We start from the raw sequence: 23,600 nt of genomic DNA, 5'->3' as shown, positions 1-23,600 counted from the left end.
TTCGCGAAAGAAACGACTCAGATGACTAAGTCTCAGATCCTTTCTCAAGCATCAAGTTCGATTCTTGCACAAGCGAAACAAGCGCCTAACTCAGCGCTAAGCTTGCTAGGTTAATAAGCTTACTAGGTTAATAAACTGACTTGGTTAATAAGCTTAACTTAAACCTTAATCTGAGTGTTGGTTGATTCGATATTCAGAATAAGTTCAAGGCTATTAGCAATAAGCTTTCCACAGAATTAGCTCGTGGTGAGAGATGAGCGTAAAGGGAACCCAGCTTCGGCTGGGTTTTTTATTGCCTATAATTTGAGTGGTGGCGGTCTGTTAGGTAGAAAAAGTAGAAGAGAAAGGAGTAGCAGGATAGCGTGATTGAATTCTTCTGGGCTTGCGGATAATAATTTAGATAAAGATCACACTTTAGTTATTGATGAAAAAGAATACGAAAAAAATTACTTTTTTTTCTAAAGCTTCTAATAAAGAAGCCGTTAAAGGGATTGAGAGAAATGAGATGTACCAATGTGAGGTGAGAGACTCGGAGGTATATCAGACAAATTGTAGTGTACGAATGAGAGGTGAGAGTCTCGGAAGTACATGAAAATGCCTAAAGGAGATCAATCATGGCAATAAACGTAAGCACTAATGTGTCTGCAATGACCGCACAGCGTTTTCTTAACAGCGCTGCTGAAGGTACACAAAAATCGATGGAGCGTTTGTCTTCTGGCTATAAAATCAATAGCGCAAAAGATGATGCTGCGGGCCTACAAATATCTAACCGTTTAAACTCGCAAAGTCGCGGTCTAGATATGGCTGTGAAAAACGCAAATGATGGTATCTCTATCGCACAGACAGCTGAAGGTGCAATGAATGAGTCTACTAACATTCTTCAACGTATGCGTGACCTATCTCTACAATCCTCTAACGGCTCAAACAGTAAGTCTGAGCGTGTTGCTATCCAAGAAGAAGTTTCTGCCCTAAATACAGAACTTAACCGTATTGCTGAAACCACATCTTTTGGTGGTAATAAGCTATTGAACGGAACTTACGGTAGCCAATCATTCCAAATCGGTGCTGACTCTGGTGAAGCTGTACAACTTGCTATTGGTAGCATGCGTACTGACACTTCTGCTATGGGTGGTAAGAGCTATGCTGCAGAAGAAGGTCAAGATGCTTCTTGGCGTACAACTGCTGGCTCAAACCTGACGATGACGTACAACGACAAGTTTGGTGAAGAGAAAGAAATCACTATCAATGCTAAAGAAGGCAATGATCTTGAAGAGCTTGCTACTTACATCAATGGTCAGAGTGAAGACGTTAAAGCATCTGTAGGTGAAGACGGTAAACTGCAAATGTTTGCTTCTAACCAAAAAGTAGATGGTGAAGTTGAGTTTAGTGGTAGCCTTGCAGGCGATTTAAGTATCGGTGATGCGAAAGAAGTAACGGTTAACGATATTGATGTAACATCAGTTGCTGGTTCTAATGAAGCCGTTTCTATTATCGATGGTGCATTAAAATCAGTAGATAGCCAACGAGCTTCTCTTGGTGCATTCCAAAACCGTTTTGATCATGCTATCAGCAACTTAGATAACATTAACGAAAATGTTAATGCATCTAAGAGCCGTATCAAAGATACTGATTACGCAAAAGAAACAACAGCGATGACGAAGTCTCAGATCCTACAACAGGCGAGTACTTCAATTTTGGCACAAGCTAAGCAGTCACCGTCTGCAGCTCTAAGCTTATTGGGCTAAACTTACCGAAGGTAAGCTAGGCAATAGGGGCTTATAATTGATTCAATGAGTTTCTATTGTTAGCTCATAAGGCGGAAGGGAGATTGTTATGGAAATATCATCCTACACATCGAACGTCCAGCCTTACGGCTCACCAAGTGGCACTAAACTTGCTAGCGATGAAGGTAGTAGTGCGCTAAGTGTTTCTAGACTGAAAGACGTTGCGTCTTCCGAAAAGGTAGAAAAACCGAAAGATGATTCTACTGAAACTGCGATTCAATTAGCTCAAGATAGACAAGAGTTAAATAAAGAAGAGCGAGTTAGGATGGTAGAAAAAATGAATGAGTTTATTTCTTCTATTAATAAAGGTGTAGCATTTAAAGTGGATGAAGAGTCAGGGAGGGATGTCGTTACGATCTATGAAGCGACAACCGGTGATATTATTCGCCAGATTCCTGATGAAGAAATGCTTGAAATATTAAGGCGCCTAGCAGCCCAAACTGCCAATACTGGTTTATTGGCGGCTAAGGTATAAGTCGTATAATTGAGGTGATTTGATGAGTTTAGGCCCTATGGGGATGTCGTCTGGCATGGATATTAATTCCATGGTCAGCAAAATTGTTGATTCGGAGCGTGTGCCTAAGCAGCAACGTATCGACAATGAAAGAACGCGAATAGACTCGAGCATTAGTGCCTATGGAAGACTCAGAGAATCGCTGGATTCGATGAAAGATCTGATGACAAACTTTCGTCAGGAAAAAGCGTTCGCAGTAAGAACGGTTGAAAGTACTGATGAAGGTGTTGTCTCAGCGACTGCAACTACAGATGCGATAGCAGGTAAATATGCCATCGATGTGTTGCAGCTTGCTCAAAGCCATAAAGTAGCTTCAGAAGCTTTATCTGAAGATACTAAGTTTGGTTCTGGCAAGCTGCAGGTTTCGCTTGGTGAAAAAAGCTTTGATGTACAAGTCGATGACCGCTCTAAGCTTATCGATATTGTCAGAGGGATAAACGGCGCTGCGGAAAACCCAGGCGTCCGTGCATCTGTTATTAACGATGTGGAAGGTCCTCGCTTAATTGTCGCATCAAATTTGTCTGGCAAAGATCATCAAATCAGTATCAATGTTGAATCTGAATCAGACAACCCACTAAAAAAGCTTGAATATAAAACTCTAGAAGAGCGTGTTAATGATTTAGAAAAGGCGCGCTTATCTGCACAAGAAGTCTTGTCAAAAACACCAGCGGGTATCGCTAAAGACGCAATAGAAAATGCTGTTGATGAAAATGGCAATCCTATTCCTACGGATGAAACGTCATCTACAGAACCAAACGCTACCGGCGATTCTTCAGACCCTACTGCTCAATCTAATGCCAACTCAACGGATGACCCCAGCGATTTAAGTTATGGTCAAGCTGCAGCTCTTGCTGGTCAACAGGCAATTGACGCTGCTGCTATTGCCTCCGTCATGCCAGAAGATAATATCGGTGGCTGGACAGAAACGGCATCAGGCACATTATTAGATTCATATCACACACCCGAATTGGAACTCGATGGTAAAGCCATTGATAAAGCTCCAGATGTTCCCGGTTGGTCAAATACCGCTTCTGGCACATTAACCGATTCGTACGTCACACCAAAAGAAGCTCAGCAAAAACTTGAAGCAGAACAGGCTCGAATCGAAGAGAAGCTTGCAGAAGAAAATGCTCAACTTGCTGAAAAAGTTAAAAAAGGTGAATTAACACCAGAGCAGGCTAAGCAAATTGAGCGTGCTAAGTTAGATCCAGAAGAAAGACAGTTACTTGAAGAAGTTGATCAAGCCCAAGTTGATTTAGCGAAAGCCCAAAAATCTTTTGATACCTATAGTGGTATGTCAGAAGTTCAGTCCGGACAAGATTCAATGGTTGTAATGGACGGGGTAGCTCAGCTTTCGAGTAATAACAACATTATTGAAGATGCCGTTGATGGTATCGATATTACGGTCAAAGGGACAACACCCAAAGACAAAGCTCCAGCTGAAATCGGTGTAGAATACGATCGCTTAAGTGTAAGGCAGGATATTGAAAGCTTCGTTAGCTCTTATAATCAGTTTTACCAAGTCTCTAAGAACTTATCAGGAGTGGATCCTACCACAGGTCAGAAAGGTCCTTTATCTGGTGACAGCACTGTGCGTAATGCAGATTCGCGCCTAAAAGGTGTATTTTCTACTAGCATTGAACAAGCACCTGAAAACCTAAAGTCTCTAACTGAGTTTGGTATTACAACGACTCGTCAAGGTACTTTAGAGATTAACCACGATATGCTTGATCGTCAGTTAAACAATAACTTTGACAAGCTTGGTGAGTTTTTTGGTGGCAATAATGGGTTTGCTAAACGCGTTGAAGATGCGATACAAGGCATTACGGGAATTACCGGTTCAATTCGTACTCGTGAAAAAAGCTTACTGGAACAAAATTACCGCTTAGCCGATGACCAAGGGGCACTTGACCGCCGCATGGATAGCCTGGAAAGTCGTACACATTCAAAATTTACCGCGATGCAAGATGCGACCAGTAAAATGCAATCACAACTTGGCAGCTTAATGAGTGCAATGTAGGTAAGGCATGAAGAGTGAACTAGAAGAACTTTGTGAGCTAGATCGACAAATATTTGCTAAGTTTGAAATTAGTGAAATAAACACTGAAGAAATTACTCAGCTTGTCGATAACAGGGAACAGTTATTGCAAAAGGTACTTCAGTTATTGGATTCATTTCCTGAAGTAAAGCAAAGCTCTGATTGGTTCGATGCAATTAGCCGAACCAAAAAATTAGTTGAATTGATGCAGTTAGAAACCAGTCGAGTGGGAAAAACACTCCACAAATATCGATATGGGAATAAATCAGTTCAGCAATATAAAAAGTTTTTATAAAAGAGGGTTACTATGCGCGGTTCTTTACAAGCATATAAAAAGGTATCAGTGGATAGTCAGCTAAGTGCTGCTTCACCCCATAAGATTGTTCAGATGCTAATGGCAGGTGCTATTGAGCGTTTAATCCAAGGCAAAGCTGCTATGCAAGCTGGTAATATTCCAGTGAAAGGCGAACGCTTAGGTAAGGCTCTAGATATCATAATTAGTCTACGTAGCTGCCTTTCTATGGATGATGGTGGTGATATTGCTAAAAACTTAGATCAACTATATGAGTTTATGATCACCCAAATATCAGCGGCTAATCACCAGAACGATCCACAGCCGATTGATGATGTTATTGATATTATCCGCGAAATTAAAGGCGCATGGGACCAAATTCCGAACGAGTTCCATAACCTGACATCTGCCGAAGTAGGCATATAAAGAAATTTAAAGTTCCAACCAAGCTCACATCAGCTAATTGCTTGGTTGCCTTATTTTTTTATTCAAATAAAATAGAAGCCATTAGATAGCCTAATGGCTTTTTTTCGTTGCTGATTTTCATAAATTGTCTATCGTTAACCATAACCTATGATTTCTTCATTAATTTATAGATAACGTTGTCCATGTTTTCTGCATCGCACCAATTATTAAGGCAATAAATCCTACTTATGCAAGGTTTGGCAAAACTGCTTGTTATCGATGATGACTCTGACAATCGTCGAAATTTAAGCACTATATTAGAGTTTGTAGGAGAGAGCTGCGAAGTAATCAGCTCTGAACAAGCTAATGAGATCGATTGGTCTCATATTTGGGCTGGCTGCATCATAGGCTCAATGAAGGACAATAAGTTCAATTCTTTATTTAGTGAGCATCTAATTCATGCTCACCATATACCTCTGCTTATCGTTAGTAAAAATAACCACTCGGTTGATGATCTTCCCAATTATGTTGGTGAGCTCGAGCTGCCTTTAAATTACCCTCAGGTGAGTGATGCCCTTAGGCATTGCAAAGACTTTCTTGGTCGTAAAGGTGTTCAGGTTGTTTCTTCTTCGCGTAAGAACACGTTGTTTCGCAGCTTAGTTGGGCAGAGCTTAGGCATTCAAGATGTTCGCCATTTAATTGAACAAGTGTCTTCAACAGAAGCAAATGTTTTAATTCTTGGGGAGTCTGGAACGGGTAAAGAAGTTGTCGCGCGTAATATTCATTACCACTCGCCTCGTCGCTCAGGTCCTTTTGTTCCCGTGAATTGTGGCGCAATTCCACCTGACTTACTTGAAAGTGAGCTATTTGGTCATGAGAAAGGCGCATTTACCGGGGCAATTACTTCGCGTAAAGGTCGTTTTGAACTTGCAGATGGCGGAACACTATTCTTAGACGAAATCGGTGATATGCCGATGGCGATGCAAGTGAAACTGCTGCGTGTCTTGCAAGAGCGAAGCTTCGAGCGCGTTGGTGGTAACAATACAATCAAAGCGAACGTACGTGTTATTGCCGCAACTCATCGCAACCTCGAAAACATGATTGATGATGAGTCTTTCCGTGAAGATTTATATTACCGTATCAATGTTTTCCCGATAGAAATGCCAGCGCTTAAAGATCGTAAAGAAGATATACCTCTTCTGCTACAGGAATTGATGACGCGTATGGAAGCAGAGGGCAGTTTGCCAATTTGCTTTACTCCGCGTTCTATCAACTCTTTGATGGAGCATGATTGGCCAGGCAACGTACGTGAATTGGCGAACCTTGTTGAGCGTATGGTGATCTTGTACCCAAATAGCTTAGTCGATGTAAATCACTTACCAACTAAGTATCGATACAGTGATATCCCTGAATTTCAGCCAGAGCATCATGCATTTGCGTCTGAAGAAGAGCTAGAGCAAGATGCGCTTGCAGATATCTTCTCTGAAAGTTTTAGCTTCGATCAGTCTGATGAACTTGTTGATCATGTTAATGCTCCACAAGAGTTACCACCTGAAGGTGTTAACTTGAAAGAGTTATTGGCAGATTTGGAAATCAACATGATTAATCAAGCATTAGAAGCGCAAGGCGGAGTTGTTGCAAGAGCAGCTGATATGCTGGGTATGCGACGTACAACCTTGGTTGAAAAAATGAGAAAGTATAATTTGCAGCGTTAATCTTCGGAAGTGAATGCACAGAACAGCAGCGAGTTTGAATGAAGAAACTCAGAGTCAAGTTCTTGTCGCATAGCTAACTCTGTGATAAATATACAAAATAGCCTGGTATGCTTTTTGCGTGTCAGGCTATTCTAGTATTTGAGGCAAATTTCCGACATGCATGAACTGAACGAATCAGAAAACCAATCCCATTTAGATTCTGTAGAGCAACAGGTTGAGCGTTACAAGCAAGTTTTGGATGTAATGCCTGCTGGAGTGATCTTACTGGATACTCAAGGTGAGGTAAGAGAAGCTAATCCTGAAGCTCACCGAATTCTTGGGGTTCAATTAGTTGGTGAGAAGTGGTTCTCTGTCATTCAAAGTGCTTTTGATCCTAAAGATGATGATGGTCATGAGATTTCGTTGAAAAATGGGCGGAAAGTTAGGTTAGCCATTTCAGCTTCAGCAACTGGACAGTTGATTTTAATTACAGATCTTACAGAAACTCGTTTATTGCAGTCTAGGGTCAGCGATCTACAGCGATTATCTTCTTTAGGGAGAATGGTCGCGTCTTTGGCTCACCAAGTACGTACCCCTTTATCGAGTGCTATGCTTTATGCATCGAACTTAGCTGCGCCTAATTTGCCTCCTTCAACAAAAGAACGTTTTCAATCTAAGCTAATGGATCGACTTCATGACTTAGAAAAGCAAGTCAATGATATGTTGTTGTTTGCAAAGGGCGGAGATAATAAAGTAGTGAAACCTTTCACTATTTCGGATTTGGTTGCTGAATTTCACCCGATGGTGGAAACATCACTCAAAAGTAACTTAATAGATTATTGCCAAGAAGTTGAGCATGAAGAAACACAGCTTTTTGGGAATGTAAATGCAATCGCTTCGGCCTTAAGTAACTTACTACTTAATGCGATACAAATATCAGGAAAAGAAGCACAAATTGATGTGTTTTTCAGGCCTGTAAATGGAGAGCTAAAAATTTCAGTACAAGACAGTGGTCCTGGTGTTCCAAAAGAATTGCAAAGTAAAATCATGGAACCGTTCTTCACAACCCGCTCTCAAGGTACAGGGTTAGGTCTCGCTGTTGTACAAATGGTCTGTCGAGCTCATGAAGGTCGATTAGAGTTAATCTCAGAAGAAGGGGACGGTGCGTGTTTTACCATGTGCTTGCCACTTGAACGTTCAACTTCTGAAAATCAGTAACCCCATTAATTGAATTAATACTGGAGAATCACATGGCGCAAAGCAAAGTGTTAATCGTAGAAGATGATGAAGGTCTTCGCGAAGCTCTCATCGATACTCTAGCCCTTGCTGGTTATGAGTGGTTGGAGGCTGACTGTGCAGAAGATGCTCTAGTAAAATTGAAGTCTAACCCTGTCGATATTGTTGTGTCAGATGTACAAATGGCTGGAATGGGGGGCTTGGCTCTTTTACGTAATATCAAACAGCATTGGCCAAATTTACCCGTTTTATTAATGACAGCGTATGCCAATATTGAAGATGCCGTAGCTGCCATGAAAGAAGGCGCTATTGACTACATGGCCAAACCATTTGCTCCTGAAGTATTGCTCAATATGGTGAGCCGATACGCACCAGTAAAATCAGATGATAATGGGGATGCCATTGTTGCTGATGAAAAGAGCATAAAGCTTTTAGCGTTAGCAGATAAAGTCGCTAAAACTGATGCTAACGTCATGGTGCTTGGTCCTAGTGGTTCAGGTAAAGAGGTTATGTCTCGCTATATTCATAATGCTTCTAATCGAAAAAATGGCCCTTTCGTTGCAATCAACTGCGCGGCTATACCTGACAACATGCTTGAAGCCACTTTATTTGGCTATGAGAAAGGTGCGTTTACAGGGGCGATTCAGGCTTGCCCAGGTAAATTTGAACAAGCGCAGGGCGGCACTATTTTACTGGACGAAATCAGTGAAATGGATTTAAACCTGCAAGCAAAATTATTACGTGTTTTACAGGAACGCGAAGTTGAAAGGTTAGGTAGCCGAAAAAGCATAAAGCTTGATGTTCGAGTTCTGGCAACCAGTAACCGAGATTTAAAACTGTATGTATCAGAAGGGAATTTCCGTGAAGATTTATACTATCGCCTAAATGTATTCCCACTGTCATGGCCAGCTCTTTGTGAACGAAAAGGTGATATTAAGCCACTGGCATTACATTTGGTTGAACGAAACTGCACGAAATTGGGACTACCCGTTCCTTCTATTTCTGAAGATGCTATTGTTAAATTAGTCAATTATCCGTGGCCAGGGAATGTTCGCGAGCTCGATAATGTCATTCAACGAGCACTTATCTTATGTGAGCAGTCAAATATTACCGGCGAACATATCCTTCTTGAAGGTGTAGATTGGCAAGATGCTAGCAGCTTACAACTTGTGGTTGAAGGCGGTGAGATAGCCACTCCTAATATTATGCCTGTTGCCGAAGCTAGCGTAGTCCCTAAAGGGTTATCTTCAAGCGAGGGGCTTGGCAACGAGTTGAGAGATCAAGAATATGCCATTATTTTGGAAACCTTGATCGCCTGTAATGGTAGAAGAAAAGAAATGGCAGAAAAGTTAGGAATTAGCCCTCGAACGCTGCGCTATAAATTAGCCAAAATGCGTGATGCTGGCATTGATATACCTAACTAGCCAGTAAACTTGGTGTATCACCTATTTTATTCATGTAGTACGATAGTGTGTTCAATCATTAGTGGCACATAAATTGCTCCGTCAATAATACAACAGAAGCAAATGGTCAGAATTTTGACCTTTGAGGTAGAAGATGAGAATAGATGGTTTACAGGGTGAAATGCAGGCCATGATGGTCGAAGCAGCAAATACGCGCCCTACAGCAACAGGGCAAGCCGTAGGCTCAGACTTCGGCAATATGCTGACAAGTGCTATCAATAACGTCAATTCTCTACAGAAAACCTCTGGAGCTCTTCAAACACGTTTTGATAGTGGTGACGCAAGTGTGTCTCTCTCTGACGTGATGATTGCTAGAAATAAATCAGGTGTAGCTTTTGATGCGACAATCCAAATTAGAAATAAATTGGTGGAATCGTACAAAGAACTCATGAATATGCCGGTATAAGTTGGGTAGTATATAGTGGCAGATGATAATCAATCGACAGATTTAGCGGTAAATGATGCTGGTGAGCATGGTCTGGTGGCCGGTTCAGACATCGATGGAGAAGGACAAAATCCTGATCTAGGCGAAAGAAGCACGTCTAAATTCGATATGGCAGTCGGTGATCTCGATTTGCTGCGTCAAGTCGTCTTAGTGCTTTCCATTTCTATTTGTGTCGCGCTGATCGTCATGCTTTTTTTCTGGGTAAAAGAGCCAGAAATGCGTCCTCTTGGTGCCTATGAAACAGAAGAGCTTATTCCTGTATTAGATTACCTCGATCAACAAAAGATAGAATACTCACTTGATGGCAATACGTTGTCTGTTCCTGCGAGTGAGTACAACAGCCTTAAATTAGACATGGTTCGCGCCGGTCTAAACCAAGAAAAAAACGCTGGAGACGATATCCTTATGCAGGATATGGGCTTTGGTGTATCTCAACGTTTAGAACAAGAACGCTTAAAGCTCAGTCGGGAACGACAACTGGCTAAAGGCATTGAGCAAATGAAGCAAGTTCGTAAAGCTCAAGTCCTGTTAGCGTTACCTAAGCAAAGTGTTTTTGTTCGTCATAATCAAGAAGCTTCAGCATCTGTTTTCTTAACATTGAAAACCGGCACAAATCTAAAGCAACAGGAAGTTGATTCTGTTGTAGATATGGTGGCAAGTGCTGTTCCTGGTATGAAAACCTCTCGCATTACTGTAACTGACCAGCACGGGCGTTTATTGAGTTCAGGTTCTCAAGATCCTGTTTCTTCAGCTCGCCGTAAAGAGCATGAGCTGGAACGAAATCAGGAGCAGGCACTGCGCGAGAAAATTGATTCCGTGCTTATCCCTATTCTTGGTTTTGGAAACTATACCGCCCAAGTAGATATTGAACTCGATTTCAGTGCGGTGGAGCAAACGAGAAAACGTTTTGATCCAACAACCCCAGCAACACGAAGTGAATACACATTAGAAGATTACAATAATGGAAGTACTGTGGGTGGTGTACCTGGTGCGTTAAGTAACCAGCCACCGGCTGATGCTTCTATCCCGCAAGATGTCGCGCAAATGAAAGATGGTTCGGCAATGGGACAAGGTTCAGTACATAAAGAAGCTACACGAAACTTCGAGCTGGATACTACAATTAGCCATGAACGTAAGCAAAGTGGTACGGTAAACCGCCAAACAGTTTCGGTTGCCATTAAAGATCGTCAATCCATAAACCCAGATACTGGTGCGGTAGTTCATACACCACTAAGTGACAGCGAAATTAATGCCATTAAACAGGTATTAATTGGAACGGTTGGTTTCAGCGAAGGGCGCGGTGACTTACTTAATGTACTAAGTGTGCAATTTGCACCAATGGAATCTGAAATTATTGCTGATGTTCCAATTTGGGAGCATCCAAACTTTAATGACTGGGTTCGCTGGTTTGCAAGTGCCTTAGTCATCATCGTTGTGATTCTAGTTCTGGTTCGTCCTGCTATGAAGAAACTGCTTAACCCAGCAGACGATGAAGACGATGAAATGTACGGTCCTGATGGCATGCCTATTGGTGCCGATGGTGAAACGAGCTTAATTGGCGGTGATATTGAAGGCGGTGAGCTATTTGAATTTGGCTCAAGCATCGATTTACCAAACTTGCATAAAGATGAAGATGTTCTGAAAGCAGTGAGAGCACTTGTAGCAAATGAACCAGAGCTAGCAGCTCAAGTAGTTAAGAATTGGATGGCAGATGGCTAACGAAATTGTTGAACAAGCGGAAGGCGGTGAAGTCGTTGAAGCGGGAAGTGTTGATATCGCCTCAATATTGGGTGATGAGCGCGCAGCGATTTTATTACTGAGTCTTAATGAAGAAGATGCAGCTGGCATTATTCGTCACCTTGAACCGAAACAAGTTCAGCGTGTAGGTAGTGCGATGGCTCGTGCTGCTGACTTATCGCAAGAAAAAGTGGGTGCTGTTCACCGAGCTTTTCTAGACGATATTCAAAAATACACAAATATTGGTATGGGCAGCGAAGACTTTATGCGTAATGCATTGGTGGCTGCATTAGGTGAAGATAAAGCAAATAACCTTGTTGATCAGATCTTACTTGGAACAGGGTCGAAAGGTCTTGATTCATTGAAATGGATGGACCCGCGTCAGGTGGCAAGCATTATCATTAATGAACACCCGCAGATCCAAACCATTGTTTTATCTTACTTAGAGTCCGATCAGTCGGCTGAAATATTATCTCAATTCCCTGAACGTGTTCGTTTAGATTTGATGATGCGTATTGCGAACTTAGAAGAAGTTCAGCCATCCGCTCTTGCCGAACTGAACGAAATCATGGAGAAACAGTTTGCTGGTCAAGCTGGTGCTCAAGCCGCGAAAATTGGTGGTCTGAAAGCAGCTGCTGAAATCATGAACTACATGGACAACAACGTTGAAGGCGTGTTGATGGATCAAATCCGCGATCAAGACGAAGATATGGCGACTCAAATTCAAGACCTTATGTTTGTCTTTGAAAACCTTATTGAAGTGGACGATCAAGGTGTTCAGAAATTGCTGCGTGATGTGCCTCAAGATGTCCTTCAAAAAGCACTTAAAGGTGCAGATGACGGACTACGTGAGAAGATCTTTAAGAACATGTCTAAACGTGCAGCCGATATGATGCGTGATGATATTGAAGCAATGCCTCCAGTTAAAGTCTCTGATGTAGAGGCGGCGCAAAAAGAGATTCTTGGAATCGCGAGGAAAATGGCAGACAGCGGGGAAATTATGCTGTCTGGTGGTGCCGACGAGTTCCTATAAGTTTAGAAACCTCAAAGCCCCACATGTTGGGGCTTTTCTTTTATGAAGATACAGAACAATCATGCTTGTTGTATTGAATGAAGTAATTCCAATTCACTTAATGAGTATTGAACGACACCAATTTTTTCACACAATTGCTTGATATAAGTTGAGCACATTTCATTTCTATATAGGTATTCATATGTCAGGTGAGCGAAAACGCGGCTTCCTTCGTCCAGATGAAGATAACACAGTGGCACAGCCTCAAAAGTGGGGACTACCTGACTACACCTCTGATGCCAATAAAAATGCAAAAGAGACAGCTTTTAACTATGACCCAAGCTGGATGCCGACTGTTGATGAAGCTATTGAAGATGAAGAGCTGATATTAACGGAAGAGCAGATTGAATTGATTAAGCAAGGTGCTTATCAAGAAGGTATGCAGCAAGGGCAAGAAGCTGGCTTTAAGCAAGGTTTTGAAAAAGGTAAAGAAGAAGGTTTTACTGCAGGTCACGCTGAAGGTAATGAAGTGGGAAAACTTGAAGGTGTGACCGCTGGTCAAGAATACATACAACAGCAAGTTGCTATTTTTATGGGGCTAGCCAATCAGTTTGCTCAGCCACTAGAGCTGATGAATGCTCAAGTAGAAAAGCAGTTGGTGGATATGGTATTAACTTTGGTTAAAGAAGTTGTGCATATTGAAGTGCAAACTAACCCTCAAATTATTCTTGATACCGTGAAAGAATCTGTCGAGTCATTGCCTGTTTCTGGGCACGCTATTACCTTGAAACTCAACCCAGAAGATGTACAAATCATCCGTTCGGCTTATGGTGAAAGTGAGCTTGATACTCGTAATTGGACTTTGGTTTCAGAGCCAGCATTAAACCGTGGAGATGTACAAATCGAAGCGGGAGAATCCAGTGTCAATTACCGGATGGAAGAGCGTGTACGTAGCGTTATCCAAAGTTTCTGCGGATCTAACCGTCATCAAGGTCATGATTAATGCTTGAATTAGCCGAACGCTTAAGCCAATACAAAGTTCAAGGTCTTAAATCACGTCCTATCGCATCTGGTCGTTTAGTGAGAGTTGTTGGCTTAACGCTAGAAGCTACTGGGTGTAAAGCACCTATCGGTAGTTTGTGTCTGGTGGAAACCATGTCAGGTGAAATGGAAGCGGAAGTGGTTGGTTTCTCTGGTGATAACCTTTACCTGATGCCGAGTGAGCAAATTACCGGTATTTTGCCCGGAGCACGTGTGACACCTGTAACGGCTGAAAGTGGCATCCCTGTTGGTATGGAACTACTTGGACGAGTGATAGATGGTGTTGGTAACCCGCTAGACGGTTTAGGTGCTATTTATACTGAGCAAAGAGCGTCGTTTAATTCAGATCCTATCAATCCTTTGTCTAGAAAGCCTATTTCAGAGCCTCTAGATGTAGGCTTGAAAGCGATTAATGGTCTACTGACGGTTGGTAAAGGACAGCGTATTGGTTTGTTCGCAGGTTCAGGTGTTGGTAAGTCTGTGACCCTCGGCATGATGACACGAGGCACTACCGCACAAGTAGTTGTTGTAGGTCTGATTGGTGAGCGTGGCCGAGAAGTAAAAGAATTTATTGAAGAAATTTTAGGTGAAGATGGGCGTAAGCGTTCTGTTGTTGTAGCAGCACCTGCTGACTCATCACCTCTAATGCGATTGAAAGGCTGCCAAACCGCCCTAACAGTTGCAGAATATTTTAGAGACCAAGGGTTAGATGTTTTACTGCTGATGGATTCACTCACTCGTTTTGCACAAGCGCAGCGTGAGATTGCATTATCTGTTGGGGAACCACCTGCAACGAAAGGTTATCCGCCTTCGGTATTTGCAAAGTTGCCGGCTCTGGTTGAAAGGGCGGGTAATGGTAGTGATGAGCAAGGCTCAATTACGGCTTTCTTTACGGTGTTAACGGAAGGTGATGATTTACAAGATCCCATCGCCGATGCATCACGAGCAATCTTGGATGGTCACATTGTTCTTTCGCGTGAAATGGCTGATGCAGGTCATTACCCTGCTATTGATGTCGAGAAGTCGGTGAGTCGTGTTATGCCTCAGATAACGACAGAAGAGCATGTCATGATGTCAAAAGCTGTGAGGCAAGTTCTCTCAATATGCCGTAAAAACCAAGATCTTGTTTCTATCGGCGCTTATAAGCCTGGAACCGATCAAGCGATAGATAGTGCATTTACATTGAAGCCACGTCTTGATGATTACTTACAGCAAAAAATGAAAGAAACCGTACCTTATGATATGTGCGTCAATATGTTAAAGCATGTATTAGGAGGGTAGTAGACAATGGATAATGCTTTAGAGTTTTTATTAGAACAAGCGAAAGATAAAGAGAATCAAGCCGTGCTTGCTTTAAATCAAGCGAACTCAGAGCTTCAAGATTATTACAAACAAGTTTCTCAAATCGAGCAATACCGTCTCGATTATTGCCAGCAACTCGTTGATCGTGGTAAGTCAGGGCTAACAGCAAGTCAATATGGTCATTTGAATCGCTTTCTAACGCAATTGGATGAAACCTTATCTAAACAAAGACAGGCTGAAGGTCACTTTAAAAACCAAGTTGATAACTGCCAAGATTATTGGATGGAATTACGTAAGCAGCGTAAATCTTATGAGTGGTTGCTTGAAAAAAAACAGAAAGAAAAAGCGAAACAGCAAGACCAACGTGAACAGAAGCAGATGGATGAGTTTTCAACATTGCTTTACAGCCGTCGCCGTAACAATTTTTAGAATTTTATTTTTATGACATTCTGTCCAACTTCCTCCCTACACATTTATCTAACTTCACTTCTGGCGTATTTCTTGCTTTAACTATCGTTGATACACGCATTTTACCTCTTACTTTAAATGCGTCCGACTTTCTTTTCATTGCTTTACTTAATCGTTAGCAGTGACGCGAATAGATAGAGCCAGAAATATGAATATAAGCCTTCCTTCAAGTTCGACGAGTCATAAAACCTCTTCATTATTAGAGTCGAATACTGCTGATGTAAAAACAGAAGAAAGTGGCAGTTCAAAAGGTTTCTTTGAAACACTCAAAGAGGCATTTTCATCGAAGGAAACCAGCTCTAAATCAAATGTAGAACCTGGGAAGAACCAATCAGACAGTAAAGCGTCTGAAGGTTCAGGCGATAGCTCTGAAAAAGTGGTCTCAGATGCTTCTAAAGGAAAACAAGCCGAAGAAACATCAAGTGAAACTAAAGGTGTTGAAAGTAGCAAAAGTAAAGTCGAACAACAGCTTAACTCTGATGAGTCTGAAGAAGCATTGCTTAAACAGGCTAAAAATAATGATGAACCTGAACTGGGTAAGGGCGACGCTAAATCTCAAGCAGCATTAGATTCATCTAAACAGCAGGTTGTCTCTGATGGTAAAGCGCTTAAGGCTGCTGAAGCAAGTGAGGGCGAAGTAGACGAAATCCTTGTTGGGAAAGAGTCTAAAGTGGTATCCGAATCTAAAACCACATCAGATACTAAGCTAACTCAAGGTTCAGACGTTTCTTTAAATAAAGATACGACTCAAGGACAAGGCGAAAAAATCGAAGCGGAGACTGCGGTTAAAGCCTCTGCCGCGATGAACGAAGGTAATAAATTACTTGGTCAGCTCGATGAAGCCAATAAGACACTTCAGCCGCAAACTAACGGCAAAGCTTTGCCTCCAATCAGTTCAACTGAAGGTGCAGTATCAACATCTACTGTTCAGTCAGGTCAGTTAAATACACAAGGGTTGACTGAGTCTCAAGTGATTGGCTCGCCTTCATCTGCTGCCGACGCAGGGGTTACAGCTGGAAAAGCAGGAATCCCCCTTAGTACGGTTCCCCTAACAAATTCAGACCAGTTAATCGTTAAATCTGAAGAGCAATTAGCAGTAGAAGCAAGTGAAAAATCACTCATGAAGCTGACACAAGGAGCGCCTGTCTCTTCATTAAGTGATCAACAGGTACAGCAATTACTTAATCAGGGCGTGACGATACAACAGCTTGAAGCCAGCCTACAGAACGAAAAAGTGAATGCGGAACTTAACCAAGCTTCAAATTTAAGCAGCTCAGCAGCACTGACCGCAAATATGATGCAGTCAGGAAAAACACCTGAATTATCTGAAAGTGATGCACAGTTAGTTATAGAAGTTGATCAGCATACTCAGGCTATTAATCAACTGAATGCCCAAATTAGCATGGCAGAAGCTGTGGTTAATGAGTTACAAGTTAAACAAGCGAGTGGAACCGAATTAGTAGCTGAAGAGCAAGTATTGTTAGAGAAAGCAACACAAGACCTTCAAGCGTTGGATGCGCAACTTGTCACTGTAACAGCGCAAGCAAAGCAACTCTATACGGAAGCTTTTCAGAAAGGAATTATTAGCCAAGAATCATATAACCAAGTAATGACGAACCAAAAAGGTGATGACTCTCAGGTCGCAGCTGAAAGTGAACATATAAATACTATTGCCTGGGGAAGTGCGACGTCTGATGTGAAAGTAACTGCTGAAGGTAAAACGGTGACAGAAAATACGCTAGCGACCAAAACGGCTCAAACTGGTGTCGCAGCTTCTGTACAGCAAGCGTTGGCACAAAATGCCTCAGCTGCGGATAAAGCGATGGCTGCGTCTTCAGCATCAGTTGCGTCTACAGGCTTGGATAATACAGCAGCATTTGCTCAAACAACTCAGTTCAGTTCAGTTCCTGATGCGGCATTAAGCGCCGCCAAAGCATCACCTTCAGAGGCAGTTTTAAAAGCGGGCATTAGTGGTGCCGCACTGGCTGGTTTATCAAAAACCACTCAGAAAGATGATGGTAAAGAAGGAACGCTAGCGCAGCAAATTGCAGCGGCTTCTGGCCAGCAAGGTATGCCAAGTACAGCACCTACAAGAGCCGAAATTCAAGCTGCTCAACAAGCGCCACTTCAGCTAACGAAAGAACTCGCTAATGAACAGGTTGCTGAAAAGGTTCAAATGATGATGTCGAAGAATTTGAAGAACTTAGATATTCGACTTGACCCACCTGAATTGGGTCGTATGCAAATCCGAATGACGATGAACAATGATATTGCAAATGTTCATTTCACGGTTGCGAACCAGCAAGCCAGAGACATCATCGAGCAAACATTACCTCGTTTAAGAGAAATGCTTGCCCAGCAAGGCTTACAGTTGGCTGAGTCATCAGTACAGCAACAAAGTTCAGGGCAAGGTCAAGACCGATATAACAGCGGTGGAAACGATCAACAATCAGGCGGTAACCGCACAAATGATGGTCAAGGTGGAGAAAACCTTGAGTCTGATGTCAATCTTGAATTGAATGTCGCATCAAAGCGTGATGGAATTAGCTATTATGCTTAAACTAACAAATGTCTTTATTAAGAAGCGCATACAGATCAACGATTACTACTTTAGAGAATATCATGGCAGATGAACAACAAGCAGATGCACCAAAAGGGAAGAGTAAACTACTCATTATCATAATTGCGGTTGTCGTACTACTTGTTGGTGGCGGTGGCGCAGCGTTTTTCTTAATGGGCTCTGATGATTCTTCGAGCGAACAAAGTGCAACAGAAGAAGTTGTCGTTGCCGCAACAGAACCCGTCGCTTACGTAAATATACCTCAGCCATTTTTATTTAATGTATCTGGAGATTCTAAAGATCGCTTAGTTCAGATCAAAGCTCAGCTTATGGTGCGCGGTAGCGAAAATGAAGAAATGGCTAAATACCACTCTCCACTAGTTGAAAGCACGTTGCTTGCTACATTTGCCTCTGCCACGGTTGACCAACTTCGTTCGCCAACAGGTCGTATAGAGCTGCGTGATAAAGCAACGGAAGATATTAAAGCAAGCTTAACCCAAGCGGTAGGCAAGCCTGTTATAGAAAAAGTGTTATTCACTGATTTTGTTATTCAATAGGTAACTCGTGACCGATTTATTAAGCCAAGACGAAATTGATGCCCTCTTACATGGTGTCGATGACGTTGATGAAGTTGATGATATATTAGAGCCCGAAGACGAAAATGCCGTTAACTTCGACTTCTCTTCTCAAGACCGCATTGTTCGTGGTCGAATGCCTACGCTTGAACTTATTAATGAACGTTTTGCACGACATATGCGAATCAGCTTATTTAATATGTTGCGTAAAACAGCCGAGGTGTCGATCAACGGCGTACAAATGATGAAGTTTGGTGAATATCAAAATACATTGTATGTACCAACTAGTTTAAATATGGTGCGTTTTAGACCTCTAAAAGGGACGGCATTGATCACCATGGAGGCTCGCTTAGTTTTCATTCTGGTTGAGAACTTCTTTGGTGGTGATGGGCGATTCCACGCCAAGATCGAAGGACGCGAATTTACGCCGACAGAAAGGCGTATCATCCAACTCTTACTGAAAATCGTATTTGAAGATTACAAAGAAGCATGGTCTCCAGTGATGGGGGTTGAGTTCGAATACTTAGATTCAGAAGTTAACCCAAGCATGGCGAACATTGTTAGCCCTACGGAAGTGATTGTCGTTAGCTCATTCCATATCGAAGTAGACGGTGGTGGAGGCGATTTTCACGTTGTGATGCCTTACTCCATGGTTGAGCCTATTCGTGAACTTTTGGATGCTGGTGTTCAGTCGGACAAAATGGAAACTGATGTGCGTTGGAGTAGTGCACTTCGCGATGAAATCATGGATGTCCCCGTGAATTTCCGAGTCAATTTACTCGAGCGTGATATTTCCTTAAGAGACTTAATGGAGTTGATCCCTGGGGATGTTATTCCAATCGATATGCCTGAGCATGCCACCATGTTTGTCGAAGAACTACCGACTTACCGAGTGAAAATGGGGCGTTCAGGCGAAAAATTAGCGGTTCAAGTTTCTGAAAAAATTCAAAGACCGCATGTAGTAAAAACAGATCTCGCATTCCTAGGCAAAGATATTATGTCTGACCTTGATAGCGATGAAGAAACTGAAGAATAAAGTAAGATTAAATAGGAATTTGTAATGGAACCTAGTGAAGACCAAAAGCTAGCAGACGAATGGGCAGCCGCACTTGGTGAAGACCCATCCGCACCTTCAATTGATGTGGATGATGTACTAGCAGCGCCGCTTGATGAACTAACAGATTCTTCGACCCCAATTTCTGAAGATGAACGTCGTAAACTGGATACCATCATGGATATTCCAGTGACCATATCGATGGAGGTGGGGCGTTCTCAAATCAGTATTCGTAACCTTCTTCAATTGAACCAAGGTTCAGTTGTTGAGTTAGACCGAATTGCAGGTGAGTCATTGGATGTGATGGTTAATGGCACTTTGATTGCTCATGGCGAAGTCGTTGTCGTCAATGATAAGTTTGGTATCCGTCTTACGGATGTAATTAGCCAGACTGAACGAATTAAGAAACTTCGTTAATGAGTGTTCAGCCTCGTTTTAAGTACATGAATCTTCGTGTACTTATTGGCAGCTTGATGGCGTTGATTTCTCCAGCCACTTTTGCTGCCAGTGCTGACTCTTTAGACTTAGCGACCACATTTGGGTCGCTAGTTTTCGTTATTGTCTTCATATTGTTTCTTGCTTGGTTACTTAAACGCATGCAAGTACCGACAATGACGAATCAGCAAGGTTTGTCTATTGTTAGACAAATTGCTGTTGGAACTAAAGAGCGTATTGCGATTGTTCAGGCAGGTGAAGAGCAATTTCTAGTCGGTATTACCACTCATTCAATTCAATTGATTTCTAAGCTGGATAAACCTCTCACACAGGAGATGCTGGAAAAAAGCGCCTTTTCAAGTCAGCTTTCCCAGCTATTAAAGAAAGATGCTAAAAAGTAACTGTGCCAACGCACTGATTCTGCAATTTGTATTGTTGATGTCGATTTTATTTTCGACATCTGCTTTCGCTCAGGCTGAATTAGAGACCCCAATCCCAGCGAATGCTGCTGGAGCAAGTTCGATAACAGTAAATGCACTGAATCAGACTCAAGCGAATTCTCAAACTTTATCTACGTCCAGTATCAGTGGTAATGGTGCGGGGATACCGGCATTCACAATGACGACGAATGCTCAAGGTGGCGAAGATTACTCAATAAACCTGCAAATACTGGCGTTAATGACGATGCTCGGCTTCTTGCCTGCCATGGTTATTTTGATGACATCTTTCACTCGTATTGTTGTTGTGATGTCGATTTTGCGTCAGGCAATGGGCTTACAACAAACGCCTTCTAACCAAGTCATCATTGGTATCGCCATCTTTTTAACCTTTTTCATTATGTCACCTGTGATTAACCAAGTGAACGAGCAAGCCGTTCAGCCTTATTTGAATGAACAGATCTCAGCAAGGCAAGCATTTGACGTGGCTCAAGAGCCCATTAAAGCTTTCATGTTGAAGCAAACCCGAATTAAAGACTTAGAAACTTTTGTGCAAATCTCTGGTGCTGAAGTAACGAACCCTGAAGATGTTTCAATGGCGGTATTAATACCGGCATTCATTACTTCCGAGCTTAAAACAGCCTTCCAAATAGGCTTTATGCTGTTCTTGCCATTTTTGATTATCGACTTAGTGGTGGCTTCTGTATTGATGGCTATGGGTATGATGATGCTTTCCCCAATGATTGTATCATTGCCATTTAAATTAATGTTATTCGTGCTGGTGGATGGTTGGAACCTCATACTCTCCACACTCGCCGGTAGCTTCGCCTTGTAGCTGGAGTACCTATGAATCCAGAGATATTTGTCGACCTCTTTCAAGATGCGCTATGGATGGTTCTTGTCATGGTGTGTGCGATCATCATTCCAAGCTTATTGATTGGTTTGATTGTTGCTGTTTTCCAGGCCGCAACCTCAATTAATGAACAAACTTTAAGCTTTTTACCTCGTTTGATCGTCACTTTGCTTGCGCTCATGATGTTTGCCCACTGGATGACTCAGATGATGATGGAGTTTTTCTTTGAACTTATTGAGCGCTTACCTCAGGTCTTGTACTAACCAATGGAATACCCAACCGCGGTTGTTCTCGATTGGCTAGCAAACTATTTTTGGCCTTACACCCGTATCTCCGCAATGCTGATGGTTATGACGGTAACAGGAGCTCGTTTTGTATCACCTAGAATCCGACTTTATTTAGGCTTAGCTATAACCTTCGCTGTGATGCCCGCGATTCCTGCTGTCCCGCAAGATATTGAATTACTTTCGTTTAAAGGCTTTTTAACGCTCTTTGAGCAAGTAGTGATTGGCGTGGCTATGGGGTTTGTTACCCAATTCATGATTCAAACTTTTGTTATGCTTGGTCAAATTTTGGGTATGCAATCAAGTTTGGGTTTTGCTTCTATGGTTGATCCTGCAAACGGTCAAAATACGCCGGTTTTAGGTCAATTATTCATGTTCCTCGCGACGATGTTTTTCTTGGCTACCGACGGTCATTTAAAAATGTTGCAACTGGTGATTTTCAGCTTCACAACCCTACCTATTGGCAGTGGCTCTTTGACCGCGGTTGATTTCCGTGAGTTGGCAGGTTGGCTTGGAATCATGTTCAAAACTGCTTTGGCCATGTCACTTTCCGGTATTATCGCTCTACTAACCATTAACTTATCGTTTGGTGTAATGACTCGTGCGGCGCCTCAGCTTAATATCTTCGCGTTAGGTTTCTCATTTGCATTGTTAGTGGGCTTATTACTGTGTTGGTATATTTTAGGCGGCTTGTATAGTCACTATGAGCTATTCTGGATGCAGGGCGAGCAACAAATTTGTCGCTTAATCCGGTTGAATTGTTAGGAGGCTGAATTGGCAGAGTCAGACGGTCAAGAACGCACAGAAGACGCCACGCCCAAACGCTTGCAACAGGCCAAAGAGAAAGGGCAGGTTGCAAGGTCAAAAGAATTAGCGTCGGCTTCTGTACTTATCGTTGGTGCCATTGCATTGATGTGGTTTGGCGAATCCATGGCAAAAGCGCTATTGGAAATGATGGGGCGTTTGTTCTCGCTGAGTCGAGAAGAGATTTTTGATGTCACAAAATTGCTAGAAATTGCGGGTGGGGCGATGGTGAACTTGCTGTTTCCGTTATTTTTAATTTTGGTCACTTTATTCGTTGCAGCCACAATTGGCGCTGCAGGGGTTGGCGGTATCAACTTTTCAATGCAAGCTGCAATGCCTAAAGCCTCCAAATTGAACCCATTGAGTGGTATCAAGCGTATGTTTGGTCTGCAAAGTTGGGTTGAGCTTTTAAAATCTATACTAAAAGTCGCGCTTGTGTCGGGCGTTGCAATTTATCTTATCCAAGCATCTCAAGCCGATCTCATGCAATTGAGTTTGGATGTTTATCCGCAGAATATTTTCCATGCTTTGGATATTTTACTCAACTTTGTCTTATTGATTAGTTGTTCTTTATTGATCGTGGTTGCTATCGATATTCCATTTCAAATTTGGCAGCACGCTGATCAATTGAAAATGACAAAACAAGAAGTGAAAGATGAATTCAAAGATACGGAAGGTAAGCCTGAAGTAAAAGGGCGTATTCGTATGCTACAGCGTGAAGCGGCTCAAAGGCGAATGATGGCAGATGTACCTGAAGCCGATGTAATTGTGACCAACCCAGAGCACTTTTCGGTTGCACTTCGTTATAAGCAAGATAAAGACCGAGCACCCGTTGTCGTTGCTAAAGGTGTTGACCATATGGCGATGAAGATAAGAGAAGTTGCCAGAGAGCATGATATATATATTGTTCCAGCACCTCCTTTGGCCCGAGCGCTGTATCATACAACAGAATTGGAGCAAGAAATCCCAGATGGATTGTTCACCGCTGTGGCACAAATACTGGCCTATGTTTTCCAGCTAAAACAATACAGAAAAAAAGGTGGTCAACGACCTAAGCTGCAAGATACCAATTTGCCTATACCTCCTGATTTACGTCACTAATCACTTTGTCACTAATTTCTTTGTAATTACTAGCTATATTGGATAGGAATGAAATACTTAATTCAT

24 protein-coding genes are annotated in these 23,600 nt (G+C 42.3%); all 24 read left to right on the top strand.

Going from position 1 to position 23,600, the window contains the following annotated elements; translation table 11 throughout:
• On the top strand, positions 1-114 hold a 114-nt coding region (locus tag F0226_RS01800; protein ID WP_253820721.1), incomplete at its 5' end, for a flagellin.
• A 500-nt stretch (positions 115-614) separates the two neighbouring features.
• Positions 615-1,745, top strand: coding sequence for a flagellin (locus tag F0226_RS01795; RefSeq protein WP_171734012.1), 1,131 nt, complete (start codon positions 615-617; stop codon positions 1,743-1,745).
• Between the two features lie 88 nt (positions 1,746-1,833).
• Positions 1,834-2,259 (top strand): flagellar protein FlaG, encoded by a 426-nt coding sequence (flaG, locus tag F0226_RS01790; protein ID WP_171734011.1) that lies wholly within the window; start codon positions 1,834-1,836, stop codon positions 2,257-2,259.
• A 22-nt stretch (positions 2,260-2,281) separates the two neighbouring features.
• The gene (gene fliD / locus F0226_RS01785) at positions 2,282-4,318 is read left to right on the top strand and encodes a flagellar filament capping protein FliD (RefSeq protein WP_171734010.1); all 2,037 of its coding nucleotides are present in this window, start codon (positions 2,282-2,284) and stop codon (positions 4,316-4,318) included.
• A 7-nt stretch (positions 4,319-4,325) separates the two neighbouring features.
• Entirely contained in the window at positions 4,326-4,631 is a 306-nt protein-coding gene (locus F0226_RS01780; RefSeq protein WP_171734009.1) for a flagellar protein FliT, read from the top strand.
• Between the two features lie 12 nt (positions 4,632-4,643).
• On the top strand, positions 4,644-5,054 hold the full coding sequence (gene fliS / locus F0226_RS01775; protein ID WP_137372294.1) for a flagellar export chaperone FliS: 411 nt from the start codon (positions 4,644-4,646) through the stop codon (positions 5,052-5,054).
• Positions 5,055-5,281: 227 nt separating this feature from the next.
• The gene (locus F0226_RS01770) at positions 5,282-6,748 is read left to right on the top strand and encodes a sigma-54 dependent transcriptional regulator (RefSeq protein WP_171734008.1); all 1,467 of its coding nucleotides are present in this window, start codon (positions 5,282-5,284) and stop codon (positions 6,746-6,748) included.
• 156 nt (positions 6,749-6,904) lie between these two features.
• Positions 6,905-7,945, top strand: a complete 1,041-nt coding sequence (locus F0226_RS01765) for an ATP-binding protein (RefSeq protein ID WP_137372296.1) — start codon at positions 6,905-6,907, stop codon at positions 7,943-7,945.
• 32 nt (positions 7,946-7,977) lie between these two features.
• Positions 7,978-9,387 carry a sigma-54 dependent transcriptional regulator gene (locus tag F0226_RS01760; protein WP_171734007.1) on the top strand — a complete coding sequence of 470 codons (1,410 nt, stop codon included), beginning with the start codon at positions 7,978-7,980 and terminating at the stop codon, positions 9,385-9,387.
• Positions 9,388-9,520: 133 nt separating this feature from the next.
• Positions 9,521-9,832, top strand: coding sequence for a flagellar hook-basal body complex protein FliE (fliE, locus tag F0226_RS01755; RefSeq protein WP_171734006.1), 312 nt, complete (start codon positions 9,521-9,523; stop codon positions 9,830-9,832).
• 15 nt (positions 9,833-9,847) lie between these two features.
• On the top strand, positions 9,848-11,590 hold the full coding sequence (gene fliF / locus F0226_RS01750) for a flagellar basal-body MS-ring/collar protein FliF (RefSeq protein ID WP_171734005.1): 1,743 nt from the start codon (positions 9,848-9,850) through the stop codon (positions 11,588-11,590).
• Positions 11,583-12,641: a flagellar motor switch protein FliG gene (gene fliG, locus F0226_RS01745; RefSeq protein ID WP_137372300.1), complete on the top strand. Its 1,059-nt coding sequence runs from the start codon at positions 11,583-11,585 to the stop codon at positions 12,639-12,641. Before fliF ends, fliG begins: the two co-directional genes overlap by 8 nt.
• Positions 12,642-12,822: 181 nt before the next feature.
• Complete coding sequence (fliH, locus tag F0226_RS01740) at positions 12,823-13,623, top strand: flagellar assembly protein FliH (RefSeq protein WP_171734004.1); 801 nt, start codon at positions 12,823-12,825, stop codon at positions 13,621-13,623.
• Positions 13,623-14,942, top strand: a complete 1,320-nt coding sequence (fliI, locus tag F0226_RS01735) for a flagellar protein export ATPase FliI (RefSeq protein WP_171734003.1) — start codon at positions 13,623-13,625, stop codon at positions 14,940-14,942. The genes fliH and fliI overlap by 1 nt, the downstream gene beginning before the upstream one ends.
• A 6-nt stretch (positions 14,943-14,948) precedes the next feature.
• Positions 14,949-15,392: a flagellar export protein FliJ gene (fliJ, locus tag F0226_RS01730; protein ID WP_171734002.1), complete on the top strand. Its 444-nt coding sequence runs from the start codon at positions 14,949-14,951 to the stop codon at positions 15,390-15,392.
• Positions 15,393-15,579: 187 nt separating this feature from the next.
• Positions 15,580-17,991 carry a flagellar hook-length control protein FliK gene (locus F0226_RS01725; protein ID WP_171734001.1) on the top strand — a complete coding sequence of 804 codons (2,412 nt, stop codon included), beginning with the start codon at positions 15,580-15,582 and terminating at the stop codon, positions 17,989-17,991.
• A 62-nt stretch (positions 17,992-18,053) separates the two neighbouring features.
• The gene (fliL, locus tag F0226_RS01720) at positions 18,054-18,548 is read left to right on the top strand and encodes a flagellar basal body-associated protein FliL (RefSeq protein ID WP_171734000.1); all 495 of its coding nucleotides are present in this window, start codon (positions 18,054-18,056) and stop codon (positions 18,546-18,548) included.
• 7 nt (positions 18,549-18,555) lie between these two features.
• Entirely contained in the window at positions 18,556-19,602 is a 1,047-nt protein-coding gene (fliM, locus tag F0226_RS01715) for a flagellar motor switch protein FliM (protein WP_171733999.1), read from the top strand.
• Between the two features lie 24 nt (positions 19,603-19,626).
• Entirely contained in the window at positions 19,627-20,037 is a 411-nt protein-coding gene (gene fliN, locus F0226_RS01710; protein WP_171733998.1) for a flagellar motor switch protein FliN, read from the top strand.
• 26 nt (positions 20,038-20,063) lie between these two features.
• Entirely contained in the window at positions 20,064-20,456 is a 393-nt protein-coding gene (gene fliO / locus F0226_RS01705) for a flagellar biosynthetic protein FliO (RefSeq protein ID WP_253820720.1), read from the top strand.
• The gene (fliP, locus tag F0226_RS01700) at positions 20,443-21,327 is read left to right on the top strand and encodes a flagellar type III secretion system pore protein FliP (RefSeq protein ID WP_171733996.1); all 885 of its coding nucleotides are present in this window, start codon (positions 20,443-20,445) and stop codon (positions 21,325-21,327) included. The genes fliO and fliP overlap by 14 nt, the downstream gene beginning before the upstream one ends.
• A gap of 11 nt (positions 21,328-21,338) precedes the next feature.
• Complete coding sequence (gene fliQ, locus F0226_RS01695) at positions 21,339-21,608, top strand: flagellar biosynthesis protein FliQ (protein ID WP_171733995.1); 270 nt, start codon at positions 21,339-21,341, stop codon at positions 21,606-21,608.
• Positions 21,609-21,611: 3 nt separating this feature from the next.
• A complete protein-coding gene (gene fliR / locus F0226_RS01690) occupies positions 21,612-22,394 on the top strand; it encodes a flagellar biosynthetic protein FliR (protein ID WP_171733994.1) in 783 nt (260 codons plus the stop codon).
• Positions 22,395-22,403: 9 nt separating this feature from the next.
• Positions 22,404-23,534, top strand: coding sequence for a flagellar biosynthesis protein FlhB (flhB, locus tag F0226_RS01685; protein ID WP_171733993.1), 1,131 nt, complete (start codon positions 22,404-22,406; stop codon positions 23,532-23,534).
• The last annotated feature ends 66 nt before the right edge of the window (positions 23,535-23,600 follow it).

The sequence above is a fragment of the Vibrio sp. 99-70-13A1 genome (assembly GCF_013114625.1).
Taxonomy (GTDB): Bacteria; Pseudomonadota; Gammaproteobacteria; order Enterobacterales; family Vibrionaceae; genus Vibrio.
The sequence above is the reverse complement of the archived record's forward strand: the minus strand, read 5'-3'. Positions and strand labels throughout refer to the sequence as shown.